Origin of the sequence: Streptomyces justiciae (assembly GCF_015163075.1) — a bacterium.
In the GTDB taxonomy this organism is placed as follows: domain Bacteria; phylum Actinomycetota; class Actinomycetes; order Streptomycetales; family Streptomycetaceae; genus Streptomyces; species Streptomyces justiciae.
This window is the reverse complement of record NZ_JADDXU010000001.1, coordinates 190,573-213,019: the sequence shown is the minus strand read 5'-3', so window position 1 is coordinate 213,019 and position 22,447 is coordinate 190,573. Positions and strand designations below refer to the sequence as shown.

The window sequence follows — 22,447 nt, the reverse complement described above, 5'->3', positions numbered from 1 at the left end:
CATCCCCATTGTCGCTCACACAGAGTGATAACACCAGGTCAGAGCAGCCACTCGAACGAGTGAACCACCGCCGAACACCTACTCGCGGTCGCCGAGCCTCACCCGGCGTGCCCCCACCCCGCCAGCGCGCCCACCCACCAACCCGCAAGCCGCCAAACCCACCCGGCGTGCAGGCGAGACGCCCCCGCGCCCGCCCAACACCGGCCAACTGCCCAGCCGACAGCACTCGCCGACTAACCTCGGCCACCCGTCTTTCCGGGCCGCCCGCGCGCTTCTAACCCGTGCTGGAGCGGCCCGGGTCAAGGGTGGCCCGAAGGGCCATCGCCGAAGGCGACGCGAAGCGCCCTTGAGGCGGGCCGTGGAAGCACGACACTGAAAAGAAGCGGGCGGCCCAACGGCAACCACGCAAAGGAGAGGCCCGCCTAGGGTCCTTCAAGCCTGTCGCGCCAGTACTCCCCTCAGAGCCAGACAGGACCCACGTACCCGAGACTCCCCACCGGTACTACGCTCAACGATGTGTCCGAAGATCCCGAGTGGGAAGCACCAGAAGGTTCCTGGGCCTCGTCCGCGGCCCGTCGTCGCAACATGCAGGCGATCCGCAGCCGTGACACAAAGCCCGAGAAGCTGATCCGACGGCTAGTTCATGCCCAAGGACTTCGCTACCGCGTGGCCGCGCGCCCTCTGCCAGGCCTCCGCCGGACAGCAGACATGGTGTTCCGTCCGGCTAAAGTGGCCGTCTTCATCGACGGCTGCTACTGGCATGGTTGCCCCGAGCACTACGTACCGCCGAAGACGAATCCTGGCTATTGGTCTGAGAAGGTACTGCGCAACGTGGCGCGTGATCGCGACACAGATCAACAGCTCAAGGAGGCGGGGTGGCTCGTACTCCGCTTCTGGGAACACGAGTCGGCGGAAGAGTGCTCGCTCAAGGTCTGCGAGGCGGTCGCAGCCAGAAGAACACAACCCCTTGAAGCCTCGCGTTAGCAACGGTGCGCGCCGCAGCTGTTGCCCAGCCCATCCGCTTCCGCCGCGATGTAAGAATCCCAGGCCATAGTCCCTTCTCCCTCGTCTACGCTATCTCCAGCGGGTTCAGCGGCATTAGCAGCTTCGGTGGGGAGGCTGTCTGGCTGGGCTCACAACGAGGCGCAGCGGAGACGGCCATCGAGCCGCGCCCGCGTAGATCCCTGGGGGGCAAGGTGGCCGTCGAACGCACAAACCGCGACGTCCGGACACTGATCACGCAGATCGCAGCGGGAGAGATCATGCTCCCCGAGATCCAGCGTGGATATGTGTGGAAGGCATCGCAGGTCGCCAGGCTCATCGAGTCGCTGTATCGCGGATACCCGGCTGGCTCCCTTCTCTTCTGGAAGACCGGCCAGCCTACCGAAACTCGGGGGGCGGCAATCGGTGCCCGTCAGGCGTTGCCAAGCGTCATGCCCCTATACCTTCTCGACGGCCAGCAGAGGCTCACCTCGCTCTTCCGAGTGCTCACTGATCATCCGGACGCCCAGGTTGTCTTCAACATCGAGACCGAAGCTTTCCAGAACCAGAGCGCTGCTACCCGGCGCAACAAGAAATGGATCAAAGTCTACGACGTCGTCGGCCCTGACTCCGACGTGTTTGCAATCCATGGCGACCTCAAGGGCGCAGGGCTTGCCATTCCCGACTCTGAAATCGGGCGGCGCCTAAGTGCACTTCAGAAGATCACTCAACGCGACTTCCACATGGAGGTGCTCCACGAATTCGAATATGAAGAAGTCGCCGACGTATTCGTCCGAGTAAACAGCGGTGGCCGTGCACTCAAGACCACAGACCTCGCGCTCGCGACACTTTCCGCACGCACACCCGGATTCCTGGGACAGCTGGAAGCAGAATCGGCCCATTGGGCTGAGCGCGGGTATGGTGCCCTCGACGTCAACTTCCTCATCAAAGCGCTGACGTTGAGCCTGTCAACCACGGGCACACGTCTGGCCTCCGTCGCCAAGCTGACCGCTGCCAGCAAGGAATCGGTCGAAGCCGGCTGGCAAAAGGTCCGGCGCGGGCTTTCCCGCGTCGTGCCTCTCCTGCAAGAGAGGCTCCTCATCCCGACTACGGCTCTGGTCCCTTCACTTGCCGCGCTCCACCCGCTCATCCACTACTACGGGCGTTGGCCAGATGACACAGTAATCTCCGAGGAACTGGACAATGGACTTCTGTATTGGTTCCTTGCTGCTACAGCCCGCAACCGATACGGCGGAGCCTCGGACACAGCGCTTACGCAGGACATCAGGATGCTTGACAATGAAAACCCTGTGCCCGCTCTGCTTTCTAACCTGGGAATCTATGAGGGCGGAATTTCCGTAACCGCCAGCGACTTGGCAGGACGTAACCACCAGAGTCCCTACTTGATGTTCTGCTATCTTGCGGCAGCTCACGCGAATGCCACCGACTGGTGGGACGGCTGCCCCATTTCCGATGGTATCGATGGGTCCGGCAAGCCGCAATACAGCCTTGTACATCCGACGGCAAAATTGCGGACCTACGGCAGCAAGTACTCGTCAGCAGAGATCAACGAACTTGCGAACATCGTGTTCGTCTCAGAGCAGACGTCGAAGAACATCATTGGTAGCCGATCACCAGCTGCCTACATGCAGAGCGTGAGCGCCAGTGACCGTGTCGCCCATGCAATCCCGAACGACCCCACCGTGCTTGATCCCGAAGGTTATCGAGAATTCCTGGGGGCCCGGAGAGCACTTCTAGCCGAACGGATCACAGCTCTCTTCGACGAATTCCGACCCAATTCCCTGGCTAAGGACGCCGCACCACCCAAGACCCGCGCTCCGCGATCGCTTGCGCTCGTCGGCTATACGGGAGCCGGCCGGAGCGTACTGGTGGCAGAGGCTAAATCTGACGACCAAGGCTGGATCGGGTGGATTGACCCAGCTGACTTTGAAGCAGCGCTCGACGCTGCCGCCACCGGTATTGCCAGTGATGTGCCCGTTGGCGACGAGACAGCTCCGCTTCGCGTCGATGACGAAGGCAGCGTGACACTCGGCCTAGGCCCTTTCATCATTCGGGGTTCACTCGATGAGTGGCGTACTGCGGTCAAGGATGCTTTCGAGGGGGTACAGCCCCTGGCGGAGTGTCCTGAGCCCAACGACGATCAATGGTCTGCGGAGCCACAGGAGTTCCTGCTCTCAAACGCTGGAGCTCAGACCTGATGTACCAGCTGCCCTCTGAGGACGTCTGGCGCGGTTTCGGTGAGCATCGGTACAACGCTCGGAATGCCTGGCACCGGCACCTCTGGAGGCACTTCGAGCCGACATGATTCCCAGCGTCCTCGTGCTGTGCGATCTGAGGGAACGTGGCGTGCAATCCAATCTCGTGGAACTGCCGCTACGCCCGTTATTTTCAGCTCTGGAGTGAGGCGGACAGTTACGAGTTCCCAAGCCGGGTCGCGCAACATCGTCTCGTACTCGTTGCGCGATATGTAGATCGTGAGCCGCCCCACGCGAACCGTCGTCTTCACTTCCAGGTGGGCGGAGTGCTGATAAGCGTCCACGAAAATGTCGTAACCGTAGCCGTCGGACCATGCTGCGACATGCTCAACCTTCCCTTCCGCTGATTCCGACAGCAGCTCAAGGAGCGCAAGTTCACCCGCTGAACCGATGCGAGAACGCTCCTCGGTATCGACCTTGCCCCACACCGTACCCACCTGAGCGTAGGCCTCGTCCGGAGCAAGACCGAGGGCCTCTGCTGCCCGAAGGGCGTCTTCGGGAAGTTCATCCGGCCTGCGGATAAGCAGGTCGGCGTCTCGGAACCACGGCACTCCGCTATGCGCCATCGCTGCATCAAAGACTCGGCAACTCACTGGCACCTTGCTATTCGCCCCGTCAAGGAGTCCCGTTTCCTGGATCCAGGCATACGCTGCGTCGTACTGAGTGGGCGTGATGTCGCTAAAGTCGCCGTGTGTAGTGAACAACGCGCGGACCCGCGCGACTCCGCTGGCAGGGAGCCTCTCCAGCCAGCGGACAGCCGCACGCAGTACCGGTTCAGGCGGCACGGGCACGGAGATGTCCCATCAGGGCCTGAAGGTCCCGGTGGTCCAGGCCACCGCCGACTGCGGGTTCTTCCTCAAGGTCAGCCAGTTGCTGGACAGCCGGATCATCGAGGATGCTCCCCATGAACTTGAGCTTGTCACTGAGCCGTTGATCAACAATTTCGTCAATTGTTCCTTCTGAAGCAAGGACCGTGATCCGTGTCTCCGTCTCTGGAGCAAGACCGAGCCGATGAATACGGTCGAGGCTTTGAAGAAAGCGACCCGCCGCAAAATCCCGATCCACGTAAACAGCGTCGTGGCAGTGATGGTGAAGGCTAATGCCTTCGCCGAGAGTTCCTGGGTTAGACAGGAGAACCATGCAGTCGGGATCGTAACGGAATCGATTGATCGCTTCCTCGCGGTCCGCATCATCCATCGCGCCGTAGACCAGGGCGGGCGAGAATTCGCTGAGCATGCGCTCCAGCGTGTTAAGACTCCGTACAAAGGTCGACCAAACCAGCGTCTTACGTCCCTGGGCAGCATTCCTGCTAAGGATCGCCAGAACCTCGCGGTACTTCGGCGACATCTCGTAACTCGGCAGGTCCTTCATCAGCTCAAACAGCGGCGTGCCCGCAGGCACGGAGAGTGGCGGCACCTGGTACGACAAGGGTTCATGCCGCGTCGTGCCAACGGCGAGCAGCGCAGGGCTAGTCGCTGCCATCAGCATGTAGACGATGACCTTGCCAAGAGCGAGGAAGTCACTCTCCGAGCCAGAGGCGCGGGCAGAAAACCGCCCGACAAGCGCCTCATAGACCTCTTGATGAAGAGGCGGCATGGGCACGGTAGTCAGGCTCGTGGAAACAGGTGGCAACCCGAGTTCACTCTTGGTCGTGCGCGTGAACAAGGGGCGCAGCACCTGGCTCGCCTTGGCGAGGTCCCCGCCGGCCACCGCCTGGATTACCTTCTGGCGGCCATGGCCAGGCCACACGAAGCCGAAGAGGTTCTCCAAGTCCTTCACACCGTTCGGCGCCGGCGTCCCGGTAAGGATGAGCCGGTGTCTGCTGCGGGGCCCCAGGGCGAGGCAGGCAGCTCCGTCCGTGCCGTCGGCACCGCGCTTCATCCGGTGCGCCTCATCTAGCAGCAGCATCGATGGCCGAGCCGCCAGCCATTGGCCGAGTTCATTCACAACTCCGTCCTGGCGCAGGCGCTCGTAGTTCACAATGAGCGCGTCCGCACCTGGATCGGCGTCTTTGGAGAACACGTCCATGCTCAAGGGTTCGCGCAAGCACTTCTGGTTCTCGTACTTCCAGGACTCATAGCAGGACTTCGGACCGACGATCAGCAGCCTCTCAATGCCACTACTGCGCCGCAAAGAGTGGAACACGGCGAGGCCCACACGGGTCTTGCCAGCGCCCGGTACAGAGAAGTTGGCGCCGTGGCGAAGTGAGAGCAGTTTTGCGATATCCCGGCGCTGAAACACCGTGAGATCCGCTACCCAACTTGAGCCAAGCAGACTGTCAACGTCGTCCGGGTCGACCTCTCCGTCTGGGCCAGCTTTGGCATCCAGCCGCTTGGCAACCGTCTGCGCGTCGACGGCGGAGTCTGTAGCCAGCGCAGCCAGCTGTGGATCCCAGGCAACACTGCTGGGTTCAGGCCAGGTAGCGAGTGCCACCAGGTTCGTCAGGAGATCATCGATCTCGACTTCCATGGTTCCCGGGGAGCGCTGGACGCTGCTTTGGAACCGCAGGGCGAGGCGCCGCAGATCGCTCTCATATCCAGTCCCGGCTCGAAGCCGCGCGCGGGTCACGCCCTCGCCAAAACCGATCTCAAGGCTGGGAGCAGGGGACTGCCCTGCCATCAGTTCTCCCGCGTGGAGTCGAGCAGCCAGGCCACACCGTTGCCAGGCGAGCTGAAGGTGCGCCCCGCTTGCTTAGCTAGGCGGGCAAGACTGGCCTTCAACGTGAGCAAAGCGTCATCAAATGCATCCTCGTCGAGTGCTCGCTTAGCCTTGGCCTCGGCGAACTCGGCAGCACACTGGTTGACGTAGTCAGCAGCGTCCGTGAGGCGCTCCGGGACAGCCACCTGACGCTTCTGGAGTTCAGCATTCGCTCCTGCCAGCTTCACCGCAGCGTCGAAGGTCTTCCGCGCCGTCTTGATGCGAGCGTCAGCCTGTGCCACGGCCGCAGCATCCAGCTTGTCACCGGCCTGTGCCACCGCCTTCGCCTGCAACAGGGCGTCTGTAAGAGCACGAGTGGTCTTGACTGCAGCGGTTGCGTCTGGGATCGCTACACCAACCAGGCCTGGAATCGCCACGGCAGCAGACTCCTGGGTGGCGGGCCGCAGTTCGCTGGGCAGGCGCTCTTCGAGGTATCGGCTGTGGAAGTCAGCTTCTGCAAGGCGCACTGTCGTCTTCGCATAGTTCAGGACCACCATGGCCAGACGGGATTCCTTGAGCTGCTCAGCAGCGTCTGGGTCAGTCTTGGCCAGCTTGGTGTAGTCGCGGTGAAGCTCACGGAGCTTCTCCTGGTGATCTTCGAAGTCGACCAGGCGCAGAACGGCACCGTTCGGCGTCTTGCTGCGGTCAATCGCATCTTTGATCAGCTGGTAAACCCAGCGGTCCTGCTGGAGCGTAGTCCTCTTGATGTTGAAATCTCGGGCCACGTCCTCCTCACGTCGGCCGTCCGCAAGCTCGTCTTCGATCGCGATGAGGCGGTTGATGTACGAGTACTCGCGACGCTTGTCACGACGCAACTGCAGGGCAAGTTCAACGCTGTTGATATCGCGACGAGACGTGTCGGCAGGAAGGACACCCACCCGAATGTTCTTGATGCCCAGGTCCTTCAACGCGGCACATCGGGTGTTCCCGTCGACGAGGATGCCGTCTGGGCTGATGATGCCGGGCTCTCTCTGGCCCACATCGTCCAACTCGTCCTGCAGCGCCAGGTAATCAGGGTCAGTCTGGGTGGGGTTGGAGGGTCGGCAACGCAACAAGTGATGCAGATACGTTTGTGCGGGTTCGCTCCAAGGCTCTTCCTCTAGAACCCGATTGCGCTCCGGGTCAAGAGTGCGCTGCGCGCGGATGCGGTGCGTGTCGGGGTTGAAGTAGAGCATGTCGACCGGCATGGAGATCACATGCAGGTGCTTCTGCTCACCACGCCACTCCACGGTGATCTTCGCACCGTCGTCGGCCATGGCCTGCTTGAGCCGCTCGTCCACCAGCGAGCGAATCTTCTCACCCTCGGGCGGAACGCCGAACTTCACAGCCATAACCAGAGCCTCCAAGTGCCAGACGCAGTGTGTCCCAGCATCATGGCAGGACCCGCTGACACAGCGTGCGCCCATAGCCGACAATCAACATCTCGATCACTTGGAGAACGGAGCAAGAAGTGACGCTGCCCGTCTGGGACGATCCTGCGCTCAAGGCCGGAACCATGGTCCGCGGAGCACTCTGGCTCGTCCAAGTGGTCGGCGAGGGAAACACGTTCACCAAGGAGCAGCTGCGCGAAGCCTTCCCGGGGATCTCACAGGCGGACCGACGCATACGCGATCTTCGCGACTACGGCTGGGTCCTCTTCACGAACGCTGACGATGCAAGGCTCATGGCTGAGGACCAGCGCTTCGTCAAGGCGGGCGTCCCTGTCTGGGACTCGGCGGCCCGCCGCGCTGCGGCACCGCAGAAGACCGTCTCCAACAAGGAGAAACAGGCCGTCATGGCCCGCGACGACTACATGTGCAGCGTTTGCGGAATTTCTGGCGGCGAGGCCTACGTGGACGACTCCAACCAGACTGGCGTGCTCTCCGTCACCCGCCGCGAAACCGTACTTCCGGACGGCCGGGAACGAACCCTGCTCGTCACTGAATGCAAGCGATGCCGCGCAGGGAGTGGCGATCTTCCCGCCCGAGCCGACGAGGCGGTGGCTGATATCCAGGCGCTAGACCCCAGCGACCGACGTCGGCTCCTCCGGTGGATCGAGCGCGGACGACGGGGCTCCACAGCACTGGACCGGGCGTGGAATTCCTACCGCCGCCTGCCGGCCGATGCCCGCGACGAGGTACGGGCCGTGCTTGAAGGTTGATCGTTCCTACTCGGCTGCGGGGCCCATGAGCCAGGCGTGTTTCGTGCAGGCCAGTGGGCCACCGTAGACTTCGCCTTCGCGCCCGGCTCGCCGCACGAACTGGGTGACGTCGGCGAAGATCGACGACTAGTGTGCTGCTGCGGGAGCTGTGTTCAATCGAGTGCCCGCTGTGATAGAGCCGAGCGCAAAAAATCTCGGCCCCGCGCTGACTCAGCGCGCCTGAAAGGAGATCGAATGGCGACGTCGGAGCGCGACAGGCAGCTCGAAGTCGTCGAGATCTGCGCGGGCGCGGGAGGTCAGACCCTCGGGCTGGAACGGGCGGGGTTTCGTCATCGTGTCGCAGTGGAGCTCGATGCGAACGCGGCAAACACCTTGCGTTGCAATTTGCAGGAAGTCCTCGGGTACAGCGAAGAAGAGGCGGAAGAGACTGTAAAGATCGGCGACGTTGCCGACAGCAACACCTGGAAGCCCGAAGAACACAAGGGCGTCGACTTGCTCGCTGGCGGCGTCCCGTGTCCACCGTTCAGCATCGCAGGCAAGCAGTTGGGCGCCAATGACGAACGAGATCTTTTTGCTTGGGCGGTCGAGCTCTGTGGGGAGATTCAACCGAAGGCGCTCCTGCTAGAAAACGTGCGGGGGCTCAGCGCCAATCGCTTCACGGCCTACCGGCAGCATGTCTTGGACCGGCTTCACGAGCACGGCTACATCGGTGACTGGAAACTCCTCCAAGCCAACGAGTTTGGTGTCTCCCAGCTCCGTCCTCGCTTTGTCCTCGTTGCCCTCAAAAAAGAGTTTGCAGAGTACTGGGACTGGCCCACACCCTGCGAGGAAGAGCCGCCCTCAGTGGGAGAGCTGCTCCGTGACCTCATGGCCAGCAATGGCTGGGAAGAAGACCAGGTCAATGACTGGGTCAAGAGAGCCGATGGCATCGCTCCGACGATTGTCGGCGGTTCCAAGAAACATGGTGGGGCTGACCTCGGCCCTACAAGGGCCAAGCGGGCGTGGGAGGCCCTCGGTGTGGACGCCATGGGCGTGGCCAACGAGGCCCCATCAGAGGGGTGGCGAGCCCCAGAAGGCGTCCCAGGACCAAAACTGACTACTGCCATGGTTGCCCGAATCCAGGGATGGCACGACTTCGAGCCTCTTGAGGGCAGCGCTTCGCCTGCAAGCTACGAATTCCGCTGGAAATTCCACGGACGCAAGACCTCCGTGTACCGGCAGATCGGCAACGCATTCCCTCCCCCGGTCGCCAAGGCTCTGGGGGTAGCCATCCGGAAAGCCATCCATCAGGAGGGTGAGCGTCGGACCCTTCTGGAGAGCACTGACCGGATTTTGGACCCCGTGTACAAACTGCTCCGTGGTTCTAACCGTGCCCTGACTGTCGACCAGATCATTGAGAAGCTCGCCAAGGGTGGCACTTTCCTTGAGCAGCCGGATGTTGAGCGGCGCTTGAACCACCTGGGTCACGACTTCACGGTAACGATGACGGCCAGGTCAAATGGCGTCATCGCATACAGCCTGGGCGAGTTCAAGGCGTTCACTGGTCAGGACGACCATCAGCGGCACGATCTGTTTACTCAGCACAGGGCCAAGATCAGCTAGGTCAGCGGCGGGCTGTCGCTGCCCCTCGCAGCCATCAGCCTCCCCATCATGGCGGCTCAATTGCTACTGTCGTGCTAGGTGCCCGCACCTCGTAGAGGTGGCGCAGCGCCGACAGCGACCAGAGGCTCCGTCCTCCCGCGGCTGCTATCCGCGGGGTGCGAGGACGGAGCTCCTGGCTTCGGTGGTGTGTGCCCTGGCTGATGACTCAGTCGGGGCACACGCATATCAAGACCAGAGACAGTGCTCGCAGATCCACGCGATCACGAGGAATGCTTCGCACCCCGCCGAGACGCGCGCGGACGATACGAGCGGTCGCGCTTGGTCCTTCCACCGATCCCTAAGCCAGCGCACCAGCTTCAAGACCGGTCTCCTCTCCGGCCCGAGGGCCGTATAAACGGGGAACGCTCCCGTCGGCGTGGAAGCCTCATTGCCGTGCCTCCAGCTGAAAGGCGCGGTTCATGGATGCCTGGGCAGCCGATCTAGCGCTCCCTTTGAGTCCAGGTGTGGGTTGGCCTCCACAGATCGCAGTGGCGTTTCTGCCGAACGTTGCCGAACGCTGACGGCACCCAATCGGGTGACGCCGACGGTACACTAGTCCGAGCCGTCACCGCTACGAGAGTCGACGGCAGCGCATCAGAAGCGCCGGACAGGAGGGAAGCGATGACAGACGAGCGCCCCGTGCGGCGGTCATCAAAAGTGAAGGTCGCCGAGTTTCTGGCAGCAGTCGGAGAAGGCAACCTCTTCACCAAGCTCCAGCTTTTCGAGGGGGTCCCTGGCGTCGCCCAGGCGGATCGCCGCATGCGCGACCTGCGTGAGCTGGGCTGGAAGATCGACAACTACAAGACCGATCCGCACCTCCAGCCTGACGAGTACCGACTGACAAGGATCGGAACCCGTATCGATCTAGGGGAGCAGCCAAAGGAGACTCCCCGGCCGCGGATCTCGGCCGCTCGCCGACGAGAAGCCATCGAAAGGGCAGGGTCCGCCTGCCAAACATGCGGTATGGCAGCAGGCGAGCCCTATCCAGATGAAGACCTGAGGGCGGTACTCAGCGTCCACATCATCGACGCGACGCCACCAGTAGACACAGAGCTGTCCAACCTCCGAGTGGAGTGCCAACGGTGCAACGCCGGGATCAGGGGCGGGGGAACGGCGCTGACCACACCAGAGGAAGTAGCAGAGCGAGCATCCGGACTCAGCAGCCGCGAAGAAAAGCGCCGGCTGTACCGACTCATGCAGGCTGGCAGGCCAGAGCGAGATGAAGTCGACTTGATCTTCGCTGAATGGCTGCGGCTGGGGCGTGACGAGCGGGTGGAGGTCATGCTGCAACTCGCGGGAGCACTGATCGAGGATGAATAGCACCGAGGAACTCCGCTCGTCCAGGCATTACGGATGCGCCCCGCGTCTTGACGCCGCGGGGCTCACCAGCCGCCCAATGCGAACCCTCTACGCAACATCCGCTTCGGCTTCGTAGTGCATCTGGGCGCGATCCAGAACGTCGTCTGGATCAAGGCCGCGCGACGCGGTCCAGTGAAGCAAGTCCGCGATCAACTCGACCGCTGACTCCTCAAGGGCCACATCCCGCCCTTTCCCCTGGAGGACAGCTCCGCGACTGGGCCCCTGATAGCACTTAAGCGTTTCAACGGCTCTCTCGATACGCCGACAGCCCTGCTCCGAGCCGATCGAGAGCTCACACCAGACTGCCTTGCCGACCGCAGTCAGGACCGTGCCCCAGTCCACTGCCAAGGCGGCGAGCAGGTGGAGGCCGCGGCCGCACTCCTCATCGCAATCAGTTGCCCTCAACGACGGCACCGTCTGGCTCTTGTCGTGGACTTCAAGCCGGAGCCGCTCTCCCCTCTGCTCAAGGATCAAGGTGGCCGAGGCGCCCTCGCCAACATGCTTGAAGACGTTCGTCGCCAACTCCGTGACGAGCAGCTCCGCTTCGTCGGCCGCCATGGGCACACCCCATCGGCTCAGCTGTTTCACGACCGCTCTCCGGAGCAGGCGGACTTCCCCCGGCGCGGCCTCGAATGGCAGGACACAACGGAGTTGAGGTTCGGTGACTTCGTAGCCAGGCACGGCCACTCCTCCCTCCCATGCCACGCACGCGCTGCACCTGCCGTGTCTGTACGGCTGCGCTGCGTAGCGATCTGCGTTTGAGCATGGCACGGAGAACTCTCACTGTGTAACTTCTCATCAGAATCTATCGGGTGAATCTGATGGTGGGTCTGGTTCGGCGCTGCCTAGCCTGATGGGGATGTCTGGGTCTAGCACCCGGCGCATGGCGAAGGAGCAGCATGTCCGAACGGACCACAACGCGTCGCCGCCAATTGGGCGCGATGATGCGCAAGTTGCGCGCCCGCAAGGGGCTGACCCTGGAGGAGGCCGGGAAGCTCGTCGGCGTATCCAAGGCGACGGTCAGCAGGTACGAGACCCAGGCCGGGCCCGTCAAGTGGATCGTCGTCGATGCGCTGTGCCGTGAATACGGAGCAACTGAGGCCGAACGCACGTCTGTTGTCGCTCTGGCCAAGGACGCCAAACAGCAAGGCTGGTGGAGCTCCTTCGCCGACTCCATTCCGGAGAGCATGAACCTGATGCTCACGCTGGAGGACGAGGCCATCGGTGAGAACCACTTCGCGTGTGTCTACGTCCCCGGCCTACTGCAAACTCGCGCGTACAGCACGGCACTTCAACGGGCCAACGAGGTCCCCCTGGAGCCGAGCGAGATCGAGCGGCTCGTCGACATCCGCATGAAGCGGCAGGAGATCCTCACCCGGCCGAAGCCCCCGCGCCTCTGGGCGATTCTCGACGAGTCCGTCATCCGCCGCGTCGTCGGGTCAGCCGGGACCATGAGAGAGCAGCTCGGCAGACTCCTCGAAGCCAACGAATCGCCGCACATCACGCTCCAGGTGCTGCCCTTCTCCAAAGGGGCCCACGCCGCGGCCCTGGGAAGCTTCGTCATCATCGGGGGCGTCGAGCCGGGCCTCGACGTGGTCTACGTCGACTTCCACACCGGCTCCCTGTTCCTGGAGAAGGACGAGGAACTGGAGCGCTACAGACTTGCGTTCGAGTACCTCCGCGCACAAGCGTTGGACATGGAAGCCTCGTCCGCCATGATCCATCGCGCTCTCAAGGAGCTGTGAATGCCAGTCGTCTCCCGGCCCGCCAGCGAGCCTGCCTGGTTCAAGTCGTCATACAGCGGCGGTAACGCGACCGAATGCCTGGAAGCCGCGTTCATACCCTCGGGTGTGCTGGTCCGGGATTCCAAGCGACCCGCGGAGCCGCATCTCACGGTGTCGGCGCGAGCGTGGGCCGACTTCCTGGCAGCCACCCCGTGCTCGCACTGATCAACAGGATCGTAACCTGGGGTGACACCCCGTACCACCAAGGCCCCGGCGACACGAATGTGGCAGCTCAGAGCCGAGGGTGCAGGATAGACCCATGACAACCAAGGTCTACTTCGACATCACCATCAACGACCAGCCCGCTGGCCGTATCAACTTCAACCTCTTCGACGACGTCGTCCCGAAGACGGCTGAGAACTTCCGTGCTCTCGCCACCGGCGAGAAGGGCTTCGGTTACGCCGGGTCGTCCTTCCACCGTGTCATCCCCGCCTTCATGCTCCAGGGCGGCGACTTCACCCGGGGCAACGGCACCGGTGGCAAGAGCATCTACGGGGAGAAGTTCGCCGACGAGAACTTCACCCTCAAGCACGACCGCCCGGGCCTGCTGTCCATGGCCAACGCCGGCCCGAACTCCAACGGCTCGCAGTTCTTCATCACGACCATCGTGACGGACTGGCTGGACGGCAAGCACGTGGTGTTCGGCGAGGTCGCCGACGAGAGCAGCATGGAGCTCGTCAAGAAGATCGAGGCGCTCGGTTCGCGCAGCGGCACCACCTCGGCGAAGATCACCATCGCCGAGTCCGGTCAGCTCTGACCTGCCCCACGGCACCTGTGAACGGCCGGCGCGTGCCTCATCGGCGCAGCGCGCCGGCCGTCGCGTGTCCCGCCCGGTGTGGATGAACGCCGGGCCTTCGACTCCGGTCGCGTCAGGCCTGGTCCAGCCTGAACTCCTCCATCGCCGCCAGCAGTCGCCCCGGGCAGTCCAGGTGTACGTCGTGGCCCGCGTCCGGGATTACCGTCAGCCGGGTTCCCTGCGGCCTGCGCCTCAGCATCTCCTCCGCCGCCCCCGCCGGCAGCATCCCCTTCCCGCCCCTCACCACCAGCGTCGGGCAGCTCAGCCTCGACCATTCCTCCCAGTACGCCCTCGCCGCCACCTCCGTGATCGTGGCGACCATCGTGTCCGGGTCGAAGCGGGGACACCAGCCGTCCGGGCGTTGCTCCAGGCCCCTCGCCCATGCCTCGTGGCCCAGGAACCTCTCCGCCTCTCCGAAAGACCTGAAGGGCGTCGGCCAGCCGTCCAGCCAGGCCGCGATCTGTGTCGGTACGTCCGGGTTCGGGCCGCCCGGGCCCGCCTCTAGCAGGATCAGGGACGACACCAGCTCCGGGTGCGCCGACGCCAGCAGCATGGCCGTGTTGCCGCCCATGGACTGGCCCACCACTGTCACGCGGGTCAGCTCGAGTTCCTCGATCAGCGTCCGCGCGTCCTCGACATGCGCCGCCCTGCTCACCGTATGCGGGCGGCGGGTGCTCGCGCCGTGGCCGCGGGCGTCGTACGACACCACGCGGAAGCCGGCGGCCAGGAGGCCCGGTGTCAGGGCGTCCCACTCGCCCAGGTGACCGGCGAGGCCGTGCAGGAGCAGGATCGTGCGGGGCGGATCGGAGAGGGGTGGGGACTGGTCCCGGTACGCGATGCTCGTGCCGTCCGGCACGGCCATGTGCCTCAGTCGGCTCACGTGGCTCCCCTGTCTCCTGTAGCCGACCTGTTGCCGGAACTGTGGGCTCCGCCACTGCCGTACCGCCAGGGCGCCTGCTGGACTCGCCCGACAATCCGTGAGTCGACAGTCGATCACACCAGGGGGCGGTATGGCACTGCTGAATCTGCTGCTCGCCCTCGTCGCCGCCGTCGTCGCCTTCGCGCTCACCGGGTACGGGTTCGGGCGGCTCGCCGAGCGTGGTGTACGGCGGGCAGATCTGCCCACCCTTCTCCGTGGCCTCGGCGCCCTGGCCGGTGCCGTGGCCGCGGTGCTCTGTGCGTGGGGGCTGTTCATCGTCGTCGGCGCTGTCATGACCGCTCAGGACGGCGGTACGGATTCCGCGCCGCCGCAGTCCTGTCGTACGGCCGGCTGGTGGGAGCGGCACCAGCGTGGGGTCGAGATCGTCGACTACTCGGTGTCGTATCTCCCGCTCGGGTTCGTGTGCGAGACCAGTGACGGCGGGAGCTACGACAACGGGGACGTGCCCGGGTATCTCAACCCGGCCCTTCTGGGCTTCGCCCTCGCCGGTGCCGGGTGTGTCATCGGCGCGGGGTACGTCTCGGAGATGCGCGCCCGGAGGCAGCACAGGAGCCGTGCGGGCGAAGCCCAGTAGCGGCGCTCACTCGCTCACGCTGTCGGCATCAGCTCCGCCCTCCCGAACAACAGCGCGTACCCCTGCGGGAGTTGGGAGAGGATGCGGTCCACCAGCGCGTCGCCCGCCCAGCGCGGCAGTGTGCTCAGTACCGAGCTGACGTCCCAGCGGGCCGTCGCCGTCGTCGCGCCCTCGATGCGGGCCGCCACCGATTCCACGAACTCCGCCGCCGTCAGGGGGCGGGTGGCCGGGATCTGGGCGGCGACGACGCGCGCGGCCTGCTCGGGCAGGGCCCGGGCGAGGGCCACGCGTTCGTCGCCGGTGACGTGGCCGCCGAGGGCGGACAGGACGACGCGGGTGACGCGTTCGGCCTCGACGCGGGTCGGGTACTGACCCGACTCCCGCACCGCGTCCACCAGTTCGGCCCAGCTTCTCTTCACCACCGAGTATCTCCTCCTGGTGTGCGATCAGTTGCTCAGCTGCTTGCGTCCTCCGCCGCCCCCGCTGATCTGGATGCGGCGCGGCTTGGCCTGTTCGGCCACGGGGATGCGCAGGGTCAGGACGCCTGCCTCGTACGAGGCGTCGATGCGTTCCGTGTCGAGGGTGTCGCCGAGGAAGAGCTGGCGGGTGAAGGTGCCGGTGGGTCGTTCGGCGACGATGGGTTCCGCGCCCTCGGGGGCGGGGGAACGGCGCTCGGCGCGGACGTTGAGGACGTTGCGTTCGACGTCCAGATCGATCGTCTCGGGGTCGATGCCGGGGAGGTCGAAGTGGACGATGAAGTCGTCCCCGGCACGGTAGGCGTCCATCGGCATCGCGGCCGGACGGGCGGGCTGGAAGACCTGCTGCGCGAGTCGGTCGAATTCGCGGAAGGGGTCGGTACGCATGAGCATCACGGGTCACTCCTCTCTTCGGGAACTGGGTGCGATGCCCTTACGACTTCTTATATAGCTCGGAGGAGGAAAGCTGACAAGCCTCGACTCAGGTTCGGGGCGGCTCGCGGTGCCGGAGTTAGCCTCAAGGCCTCAAGCACCACCAGAAGAACGACCAGAGCACCACCAGAGCACCACCAGAAGAACCACCAGGAGGCAGGCATGGCGAAGGTCCCCAGCGCGGTTGTCGCGGCCGGCGGGCTCGTCGGTGGGTACGGCGTGGCCCGCTGGACCAAGAAGCGGCAGCTCGGCGGGGCCGTGCTGGCCGTCGCCGGGGCCGCCGCGGCGACGCAGTGGCGGCAGCAGGCCGGAGGCAAGGCGGCGGGCGCGCTGACGGCCGCGTACGTCGCCGCCTTCGCCGGGTCGCACCCGCTCGCCAAGAAGGTGGGCGCCTGGCCCGCCGTGTTCGGGGTGGCGGGGGCCGTCGCGCTCGCCTCCTGGGCGGTGGCCGACCGGCAGAGCTGAGAGGGGGAGGGGGGTGCGCATCGGGGTCACCGAACATCGCGTGCGGCTCGGTGCGGAGGAGTACCGGGTGCTGCGCGTCGGCGGGCTGCGGCGGGCGCTCTGCTACGACAGCGAGCACTGGCTGAGCCTGTGGGTGGACCGGGGTGCCGCCGCCGAGCTGGCCGCGGCCTGGCTGCTGGCCGCGCGGTCGCCGCGCTCGCTCGTGCATCTGCCGCTGCGGCGGCGCGCTGAGCGGCCGGTCGATGCCGCGCTCCCTGAGCCGCACCGCGCCCGCGATCTGCTTCTGCTGCACCACTCCCTCCAGTTCCCGGCGTCCCGCTGGAAGGAGGTCCGGGCGAGGGCGGGCAAGGCGGGACGGCAGCACACCGTCGAGTTCCGGCGCGCCGATTTCCCCCTCCCCCACGACCAGGTCGTGCCCGGCGCGCACCACGCCGGGTTCCGCGACCGGCTCGGCCTCAGCAGCGCCGCCGACACCCTCGTACTCAGCGGAAGCGCCCTGCCCTTCGCGGACGCCGCCGCGGACTTCTTCGACCTCGCCGACACGGGGCCCCACCAGGACGGGCACGTGTGTGCCGAACTGCATCCGGGGTCAGGGCTGCTGGACCGTTCGATGCCGCTGATGCATGTCGAGTACCGCGCGGAGTGGGAGCCGGTGCCGCGGGACGGCTAACTCCGGTGGTGCGTCAGCACGTTCACCACCTGGCCGTTCGGGTCCCGTACGAAGAAACGTCGTACGCCCCACTCCTCGTCCCGCAACTCCCGTACGACCTCCGCGCCCGACGCCACCACCTGCGCGTAGACGGCGTCCACGTCCTCGACCTCCACGCTCAGGTCGGGGACGACGGGTGCGGTGCGCTCCTCGGTGAAGAAGCTGATCTGGGCGGTGGGATTGGCGGGGGACGCGAGGGTGACGATCCAGCCCATGTCCATGACCTGCTGGAAGCCCAGGAGGCCGTAGAAATCGCGGCTGGCCCTCATCGCCTCCTCCGACTCGACCTGGTAGTCGGGCATGATCCGGCGGACGGTCATGGGTACGGCTCCTCACGGGCGTTCGGGACTTTCTGTTATCCGTGCTCCCACCCTCGCGTCTCCCCTGCGTCCCCAGCCACCGGCACGCGAGGAATGACACCCGTGACACCCGTGACACCCGTGACCTCGACTTCGGCGTTCAGCCGCCGCAGCATGCTCAAGGCGACCGGAGCCGTCGGTATCGCCACGGCGGTGCTCGGCGCCGACCCGGCCGCCCACGCCGCCGGCTCCGCCTACGCCCACCCCGGTCTGCTGCACACCTCTGCCGACCTGGCCCGGATGCGGGCGAAGGTGAAGGCGGGGGCCGCGCCCTACACCGCCGGGTACGCCAAGCTGACCGCCAACCGGCATGCGCAGGCCGGGTGGACGCCGAACCCGCAGGCCACCGTCTATCGCGGCGCGGGCAGCCCGCAGAACTACACAATCCTCTACAACGACATCCACGCCGCCTACCAGAACGCCCTCCGCTACCACGTCAGCGGCGAGGCCGCCCACGCCGACACCGCCGTCGCGATCCTCAACGCCTGGTCGGGGAAGCTCACGCAGCTCGCCGGGAGCGCGGACCGGTTCCTCGCGTCCGGGTTGTACGGGTACCAGTTCGCGAACGCCGCCGAACTCGTCCGTGGACACGGGGACTTCGAGCTCGGTCGGTTCCAGGAGATGCTCAGCACCGTCTTCGGCACGCTCGCCGACGACTTCCTCGTACGGCACAACGGCGCCGTCGACTCCAACTACTGGACCAACTGGGACCTCGCCAACATGGCCTGCGTCCTCGCCACCGGCATCTTCTGCGACGACAAGGCCCAAGTCGGACGTGCGGTCGAGTACTTCAAGAGTGGGGCCGGGCTCGGGGCGGTCAAGAACGCTATCCCCGTGGTGTACGACGACGGGCTCGGCGAGTGGCTGGAGGCCGGGCGGGACCAGGGGCATGCGCTGCTGGGGGTCGGGCTGATGGGCACGTTGTGCGAGATGGCGTGGAACCAGGGGATCGATCTGTACGGCTACGACGACAGCCGGTTCCTCAAGGGGGCGCAGTACGTGGCGAAGTGGAGCCTGGGTGGGGAGGTGCCGTTCACCGCGAACACGCGGCGGAAGGGGGCCGTGGGTGGATGGTCGGGGGCGGAGACCGTCAGCGAGGCCGCGGGGGTGGACCCGGCCATGATGCGGCCCATCTGGGCGATGATCGCCAACCACTACACCAAGCGGCGAGGGGTGTCGGCGTCGTATCTCACGCGGATCGCGGCGAAGGCTTCGCCTGAGGGTGGGGGTGGGGACTATGGGCCGAACAGTGGGGGGTACGACCAGTTGGGGTTCGGGACGTTGGCGTTCACGCGGGACAAGGTGAGCGGCGTGGAGGCTTCGGCGGAGCCCTCTGTGTCGGCGTCGGATGCCGGTTCCGAGCCTCGTCCTCAGACGGGCACCTCCCCGTCTGCTTCCGCCGCAGCGGGCGATGACCTTGCCGCCACCGGGTCGAATGACCTCGTCGGCTGGAGTGCGGCTGCCGGGGTCACCGCCGTCGCGGGTGGATTGCTGCTGCTGCGCCGGCGGGAGCGGGGTCGCCGCGAGGCTGCTGAGTAGGCGTCCGGCGTCGGGGTGGGCCGGGGGTGGGTCGCGCGGCCCGGCGCTGACGGGGTGCCGCCTGCGCCCACCCGTGCCGCCCCAGCGGCACGACTGCCCGCAGCTTGCGCAGAAGGACACGGCCCCATAAGCCGCCCCAAGCCGCCCGCACGCCCGCACGCCCGCACGCCCGCACGCCCGCACGCCCGCACGCCCGCAGCCAGCGCATCAAGCCCCGGGTGCCACCTCAAGCCGCCCGCATGCCCGCAGCCTTCGTGGAAGTACGCCCCACCGCCGCCGTAAGCGGCCGCGCCACGTCCTCCAGCGACCTCCGTTCCGCCCGCACCGCCAGCACCGCCGCCACCAGCCCCGCCAGGCACATCAGTGTCGCGCCCACCTGGAAGGCGAGGACCGTGTCGGCGACCTTGCCCGTTTCCGTGAGGTCGGCGAAGAGGAGCGGGCCGCTGATGCCGCCTGCCGCCGTGCCCAGCGCGTAGAAGAACGCGATCGACATCGCCCTGGTCTCCATCGGGAAGATCTCCGAGACCGTCAGGTACGCGCTGGACGCGCCCGCCGACGCGAAGAACAGCACCGCGCACCAACACGCCGTCAGCGTCCCGGCGTTCAGCGAGCCCTGGTCGAACAGCCATGCCGTGCCGAACAGGAGCAGGCCGGACAGGAGGTACGTCCCCGAGATCATCACCCGGCGTCCGACCGTGTCGAAAAGCTTGCCCAGCAGCAGCGGGCCCATGAAGTTGCCGATCGCGATGACGGCGAAGTAGTAGCCGGTGCTGCCGGTCGGGACGTCGGAGAACTTGGTCAGGATCGCGCCGAAGCCGAAGGTGATCGCGTTGTAGAGGAACGCCTGGCCTATGAACAGGGAGAATCCCAGGACCGCTCGCCTGCGGTAGTCCGAGAACACCGTCCTCGCGATCTCCATGAAGCTCACGCTGCGCCGCTGGTGGATCGTGATCTCGCCCTCCGGCTCGGCGAGCCGCTCCCCCTTCTCCGCCGCCACCTGCTCCTCGATCGACGTGACGATCCGTTCTGCCTCCTCGTCCCTGCCGTGGATCAGCAGCCACCGTGGGCTCTCCGGGACGTGACGTCGTACGAGAAGGATCACCAGGGCCAGGACCGCGCCCAGTGCGAACGTCAGGCGCCAGCCCACGTCCTTCGCCAGCACGGACGTATCCAGGGCGACTATCGACAGCAGGGAGCCGCCCACCGCTCCCAGCCAGAAGCTGCCGTTGATCATCAGGTCCACCCGGCCCCGGTACTGCGCCGGGATCAGCTCGTCGATCGCCGAGTTGATCGCCGCGTACTCACCGCCGATGCCGAACCCGGTCAGGAAGCGGAACGCGAAGAACCACCACGTCGAGAACGACACGGCCGTCAGTGCCGTCGCCGCGAGATACACCGCCAGCGTGATCATGAAGAGGCGTTTCCGGCCCCATTTGTCCGTCAGACGGCCCCAGAACAGGGCTCCCGTGCACGCGCCCGCCACGTACAGCGCCGCCGCCAGGCCCGTCACCTCGCCGGAGGTGATCGGCAGGCCGCTGCCCGGTTCGGACAGGCGGCCCGCGATGTTGCCGACGACCGTCACCTCCAGGCCGTCGAGGATCCACACGGTGCCGAGTCCGATGACGATCGTCCAGTGCCAGCGGGACCAGGGGAGGCGGTCCAGGCGGGCGGGGATGTTCGTCGTCACGGTGCGGCCGGTCGCGGCCTGGTCTGCGGTGGTCATGGGCTCCCTCCTCGTCGAGCGAGACCCGACGACGGGTTCCCCGACGAGGGCGACCTACGCCCCCAGCGCCCGCGACACCGTGTAGATCAGCAACCCCACCAGCGACCCCACCACCGTGCCGTTGATCCGGATGAACTGCAGGTCACGGCCGATGTTCGCCTCGATCTTCTTCGTGGTGTGCTCGGCGTCCCAGCCGGCGACCGTGTCGGTGATCAGGGACGTGATCTCGTGCCGGTAGGTGGTGACGACGTACACCGCCGCGCCCTCGACCCAGCCGTCGACCTTCGCCTGGAGCCGCGGCTCGACCGACATCCGCGCCCCGAGCGACAGCAGCGACGCCCGCACGCGCAGCCGCAGCTCACTGCGCTCGTCCTCGGCGGCCGACACGATCATGGAGCGTACGGCGGTCCAGGCGGACGCGATGAGGTCCTGGACCTCGCCCCGGCCCAGCACCTCGCCCTTGAGCCGCTCCACCCGCGCGCGCGTGTCCGTGTCGGACTGGAGGTCGGAGGCGAAGTCCGTCAGAAACCTGTCCAGCGCTCCCCGCGCCGGATGCGAGGGCATGTCCCGCATCTCCGTGACGAAGCGCAGCAGCTCCTTGTAGACCCGTTCGCCGACCTTCTTGTCCACGAACCGCGGGGTCCAGCCGGGCGCCCCGCCCTGTACGGCGTCCATGACCTGCTCGTCGTGGAGGACCAGCCAGTCGTGCGCCCGCGTCACCACCAGGTCCACGACCCTGCGGTGGCCGCCGTCCGCGACGATCTTCTCCAGCATCTTGCCGATGCCCGGCGCGATCTCCTGTGCGTCGGCCCGCCGGGTGATCGCCTCGCCGACGACCGCTTGGACGTCGGAGTCCCGAAGGACCGTCAGGGCGCCGCGCAGCGCGGCCGACAGCTCGGCCGTGACCCGGTCGGCGTGCTCGGGTTCGGCGAGCCAGGCGCCGAGCCGGCTGCCGATGCCGACGGCGCGCAGACGCTGTCGTACGACGTCCTCGGAGAGGAAGTTCTCGCCGACGAACTCGCCCAGCGACACGCCCAACTGGTCCTTCTTGGTGGGGATGATCGCGGTGTGCGGGATGGGCAGGCCGAGCGGGTGGCGGAACAGGGCCGTCACCGCGAACCAGTCCGCCATCGCGCCGACCATGCCCGCCTCCGCCGCGGCGGCGACATAGCCCGCCCAGGCGCCGGCGCCCTCGTGGGAGGCCCATGTGGCGAGGACGTACACGAGCGCGACGAACAGCAGCAGCCCGAGCGCGGTGAGCTTCATGCGGCGCACGCCGCGCTGCTTCTCCTCGTCGGCCGCGCTGAAGGTGCTCATCGCGCGGTTACCGGTGGTGGCTGGGCGGGCATGCTGCTTGACGTCAGCGGCATCCGTTTCATCCGGATTAGTGCGTTCCATCCACTCCATCCGTTCGTGATCCCCTGCACACATTGTCCCTTCCTGACCTACTCCCGGAACGGAACAGGAGTTCCCGGCGTCTGTCTGATCGGGGCATCGGGACAAGGGGGTCCGGTCAACTACCCCTCACCACATGACGCATCATGAGGTGATCACAT

At 65.8% G+C, this 22,447-nt stretch carries 22 protein-coding genes; 12 read left to right on the top strand and 10 right to left on the bottom strand.

The features are described 5' to 3' along the window. The first annotated feature begins 516 nt into the window (after positions 1 to 516). Entirely contained in the window at positions 517 to 984 is a 468-nt protein-coding gene (locus tag IQ210_RS00975; RefSeq protein WP_194075694.1) for a very short patch repair endonuclease, read from the top strand. Positions 985 to 1,196: 212 nt separating this feature from the next. Next, positions 1,197 to 3,200 (top strand): GmrSD restriction endonuclease domain-containing protein, encoded by a 2,004-nt coding sequence (locus IQ210_RS00970; RefSeq protein WP_194075691.1) that lies wholly within the window; start codon positions 1,197 to 1,199, stop codon positions 3,198 to 3,200. Here IQ210_RS00970 and IQ210_RS00965 read toward each other — a convergent pair. The 3 genes from IQ210_RS00965 to IQ210_RS00955 all read right to left on the bottom strand — a co-directional run bounded on the left by IQ210_RS00965 (position 3,191) and on the right by IQ210_RS00955 (position 7,285). Further along, positions 3,191 to 3,823, bottom strand: a complete 633-nt coding sequence (locus tag IQ210_RS00965; protein WP_194075689.1) for a protein NO VEIN domain-containing protein — start codon at positions 3,821 to 3,823, stop codon at positions 3,191 to 3,193. The genes IQ210_RS00970 and IQ210_RS00965 overlap by 10 nt on opposite strands. A gap of 208 nt (positions 3,824 to 4,031) precedes the next feature. Further along, on the bottom strand, positions 4,032 to 5,876 hold the full coding sequence (locus IQ210_RS00960) for a DEAD/DEAH box helicase (RefSeq protein WP_194075688.1): 1,845 nt from the start codon (positions 5,874 to 5,876) through the stop codon (positions 4,032 to 4,034). Next, positions 5,876 to 7,285 carry a ParB N-terminal domain-containing protein gene (locus IQ210_RS00955; RefSeq protein WP_194075685.1) on the bottom strand — a complete coding sequence of 470 codons (1,410 nt, stop codon included), beginning with the start codon at positions 7,283 to 7,285 and terminating at the stop codon, positions 5,876 to 5,878. The genes IQ210_RS00960 and IQ210_RS00955 overlap by 1 nt, the downstream gene beginning before the upstream one ends. 119 nt (positions 7,286 to 7,404) lie before the next feature. Between IQ210_RS00955 and IQ210_RS00950 the strand changes: the two genes are divergently transcribed. The 3 genes from IQ210_RS00950 (at position 7,405) to IQ210_RS00940 (ending at position 11,055) form a co-directional block, all read left to right on the top strand. Then, a complete protein-coding gene (locus tag IQ210_RS00950) occupies positions 7,405 to 8,094 on the top strand; it encodes an RNA-binding protein (RefSeq protein WP_322656289.1) in 690 nt (229 codons plus the stop codon). 234 nt (positions 8,095 to 8,328) lie between these two features. Beyond that, a complete protein-coding gene (locus IQ210_RS00945; RefSeq protein ID WP_194075683.1) occupies positions 8,329 to 9,696 on the top strand; it encodes a DNA cytosine methyltransferase in 1,368 nt (455 codons plus the stop codon). Between the two features lie 660 nt (positions 9,697 to 10,356). After that, positions 10,357 to 11,055 carry an HNH endonuclease gene (locus IQ210_RS00940; protein WP_194075681.1) on the top strand — a complete coding sequence of 233 codons (699 nt, stop codon included), beginning with the start codon at positions 10,357 to 10,359 and terminating at the stop codon, positions 11,053 to 11,055. Positions 11,056 to 11,142: 87 nt separating this feature from the next. Here IQ210_RS00940 and IQ210_RS00935 read toward each other — a convergent pair whose 3' ends face one another. Continuing rightward, positions 11,143 to 11,775, bottom strand: coding sequence for an ATP-binding protein (locus IQ210_RS00935; RefSeq protein ID WP_194075679.1), 633 nt, complete (start codon positions 11,773 to 11,775; stop codon positions 11,143 to 11,145). A gap of 218 nt (positions 11,776 to 11,993) precedes the next feature. Here IQ210_RS00935 and IQ210_RS00930 point away from each other — a divergent pair, with 218 nt between their 5' ends. The 3 genes from IQ210_RS00930 to IQ210_RS00920 all read left to right on the top strand — a co-directional run bounded on the left by IQ210_RS00930 (position 11,994) and on the right by IQ210_RS00920 (position 13,635). Continuing rightward, positions 11,994 to 12,839: a helix-turn-helix domain-containing protein gene (locus IQ210_RS00930; protein ID WP_194075677.1), complete on the top strand. Its 846-nt coding sequence runs from the start codon at positions 11,994 to 11,996 to the stop codon at positions 12,837 to 12,839. Then, positions 12,840 to 13,043: a DUF397 domain-containing protein gene (locus IQ210_RS00925; protein WP_194075674.1), complete on the top strand. Its 204-nt coding sequence runs from the start codon at positions 12,840 to 12,842 to the stop codon at positions 13,041 to 13,043. It abuts the gene before it with no gap. 94 nt (positions 13,044 to 13,137) lie between these two features. Then, complete coding sequence (locus IQ210_RS00920) at positions 13,138 to 13,635, top strand: peptidylprolyl isomerase (protein WP_194075672.1); 498 nt, start codon at positions 13,138 to 13,140, stop codon at positions 13,633 to 13,635. A 112-nt stretch (positions 13,636 to 13,747) separates the two neighbouring features. Here IQ210_RS00920 and IQ210_RS00915 read toward each other — a convergent pair whose 3' ends face one another. After that, positions 13,748 to 14,554 (bottom strand): alpha/beta fold hydrolase, encoded by an 807-nt coding sequence (locus tag IQ210_RS00915; RefSeq protein WP_322656288.1) that lies wholly within the window; start codon positions 14,552 to 14,554, stop codon positions 13,748 to 13,750. 130 nt (positions 14,555 to 14,684) lie between these two features. Between IQ210_RS00915 and IQ210_RS00910 the strand changes: the two genes are divergently transcribed. Next, positions 14,685 to 15,188, top strand: coding sequence for a hypothetical protein (locus IQ210_RS00910; protein ID WP_194075670.1), 504 nt, complete (start codon positions 14,685 to 14,687; stop codon positions 15,186 to 15,188). A gap of 14 nt (positions 15,189 to 15,202) precedes the next feature. Here the strand turns inward: IQ210_RS00910 and IQ210_RS00905 are convergent, their stop codons facing one another. Together IQ210_RS00905 and IQ210_RS00900 are read right to left on the bottom strand one after the other, a co-directional pair. Further along, positions 15,203 to 15,610, bottom strand: coding sequence for a DUF2267 domain-containing protein (locus IQ210_RS00905; protein ID WP_194075668.1), 408 nt, complete (start codon positions 15,608 to 15,610; stop codon positions 15,203 to 15,205). A gap of 24 nt (positions 15,611 to 15,634) precedes the next feature. Continuing rightward, positions 15,635 to 16,057 carry an Hsp20/alpha crystallin family protein gene (locus IQ210_RS00900; RefSeq protein WP_194075666.1) on the bottom strand — a complete coding sequence of 141 codons (423 nt, stop codon included), beginning with the start codon at positions 16,055 to 16,057 and terminating at the stop codon, positions 15,635 to 15,637. Positions 16,058 to 16,258: 201 nt separating this feature from the next. On the opposite strand from IQ210_RS00900, the gene IQ210_RS00895 reads away from it, so the two are divergent. Together IQ210_RS00895 and IQ210_RS00890 are read left to right on the top strand one after the other, a co-directional pair. Further along, positions 16,259 to 16,561, top strand: a complete 303-nt coding sequence (locus IQ210_RS00895; protein WP_194075664.1) for a hypothetical protein — start codon at positions 16,259 to 16,261, stop codon at positions 16,559 to 16,561. A 13-nt stretch (positions 16,562 to 16,574) separates the two neighbouring features. Continuing rightward, a complete protein-coding gene (locus IQ210_RS00890; protein WP_194075662.1) occupies positions 16,575 to 17,231 on the top strand; it encodes a hypothetical protein in 657 nt (218 codons plus the stop codon). Here the strand turns inward: IQ210_RS00890 and IQ210_RS00885 are convergent. Next, positions 17,228 to 17,590: a VOC family protein gene (locus tag IQ210_RS00885; RefSeq protein WP_194075660.1), complete on the bottom strand. Its 363-nt coding sequence runs from the start codon at positions 17,588 to 17,590 to the stop codon at positions 17,228 to 17,230. The genes IQ210_RS00890 and IQ210_RS00885 overlap by 4 nt on opposite strands. Positions 17,591 to 17,743: 153 nt before the next feature. Here IQ210_RS00885 and IQ210_RS00880 point away from each other — a divergent pair, with 153 nt between their 5' ends. Beyond that, positions 17,744 to 19,168, top strand: a complete 1,425-nt coding sequence (locus tag IQ210_RS00880) for an alginate lyase family protein (RefSeq protein WP_194077014.1) — start codon at positions 17,744 to 17,746, stop codon at positions 19,166 to 19,168. 226 nt (positions 19,169 to 19,394) lie between these two features. Here IQ210_RS00880 and IQ210_RS00875 read toward each other — a convergent pair whose 3' ends face one another. Both IQ210_RS00875 and IQ210_RS00870 read right to left on the bottom strand, forming a co-directional pair. Further along, positions 19,395 to 20,891, bottom strand: a complete 1,497-nt coding sequence (locus IQ210_RS00875) for an MFS transporter (RefSeq protein WP_194075657.1) — start codon at positions 20,889 to 20,891, stop codon at positions 19,395 to 19,397. Positions 20,892 to 20,945: 54 nt separating this feature from the next. Continuing rightward, positions 20,946 to 22,298: a DUF445 domain-containing protein gene (locus IQ210_RS00870; protein WP_407699676.1), complete on the bottom strand. Its 1,353-nt coding sequence runs from the start codon at positions 22,296 to 22,298 to the stop codon at positions 20,946 to 20,948. Positions 22,299 to 22,447: the final 149 nt, after the last annotated feature.

Bases quoted from the DNA above. Each gene is read 5' to 3' on its own strand.
- IQ210_RS00925 (WP_194075674.1), top strand. From the start codon at position 12,840: ATGCCAGTCGTCTCCCGGCCCGCCAGCGAGCCTGCCTGGTTCAAGTCG.
- IQ210_RS00920 (WP_194075672.1), top strand. From the start codon at position 13,138: ATGACAACCAAGGTCTACTTCGACATCACCATCAACGACCAGCCCGCT.
- IQ210_RS00940 (WP_194075681.1), top strand. From the start codon at position 10,357: ATGACAGACGAGCGCCCCGTGCGGCGGTCATCAAAAGTGAAGGTCGCC.
- IQ210_RS00885 (WP_194075660.1), bottom strand. From the start codon at position 17,590: ATGACCGTCCGCCGGATCATGCCCGACTACCAGGTCGAGTCGGAGGAG.
- IQ210_RS00875 (WP_194075657.1), bottom strand. From the start codon at position 20,891: ATGACCACCGCAGACCAGGCCGCGACCGGCCGCACCGTGACGACGAAC.
- IQ210_RS00910 (WP_194075670.1), top strand. From the start codon at position 14,685: ATGGCACTGCTGAATCTGCTGCTCGCCCTCGTCGCCGCCGTCGTCGCC.
- IQ210_RS00965 (WP_194075689.1), bottom strand. From the start codon at position 3,823: ATGGCGCATAGCGGAGTGCCGTGGTTCCGAGACGCCGACCTGCTTATC.
- IQ210_RS00870 (WP_407699676.1), bottom strand. From the start codon at position 22,298: ATGGAGTGGATGGAACGCACTAATCCGGATGAAACGGATGCCGCTGAC.
- IQ210_RS00960 (WP_194075688.1), bottom strand. From the start codon at position 5,876: ATGGCAGGGCAGTCCCCTGCTCCCAGCCTTGAGATCGGTTTTGGCGAG.
- IQ210_RS00955 (WP_194075685.1), bottom strand. From the start codon at position 7,285: ATGGCTGTGAAGTTCGGCGTTCCGCCCGAGGGTGAGAAGATTCGCTCG.
- IQ210_RS00930 (WP_194075677.1), top strand. From the start codon at position 11,994: ATGTCCGAACGGACCACAACGCGTCGCCGCCAATTGGGCGCGATGATG.
- IQ210_RS00900 (WP_194075666.1), bottom strand. From the start codon at position 16,057: ATGCTCATGCGTACCGACCCCTTCCGCGAATTCGACCGACTCGCGCAG.
- IQ210_RS00945 (WP_194075683.1), top strand. From the start codon at position 8,329: ATGGCGACGTCGGAGCGCGACAGGCAGCTCGAAGTCGTCGAGATCTGC.
- IQ210_RS00895 (WP_194075664.1), top strand. From the start codon at position 16,259: ATGGCGAAGGTCCCCAGCGCGGTTGTCGCGGCCGGCGGGCTCGTCGGT.
- IQ210_RS00880 (WP_194077014.1), top strand. From the start codon at position 17,744: ATGCTCAAGGCGACCGGAGCCGTCGGTATCGCCACGGCGGTGCTCGGC.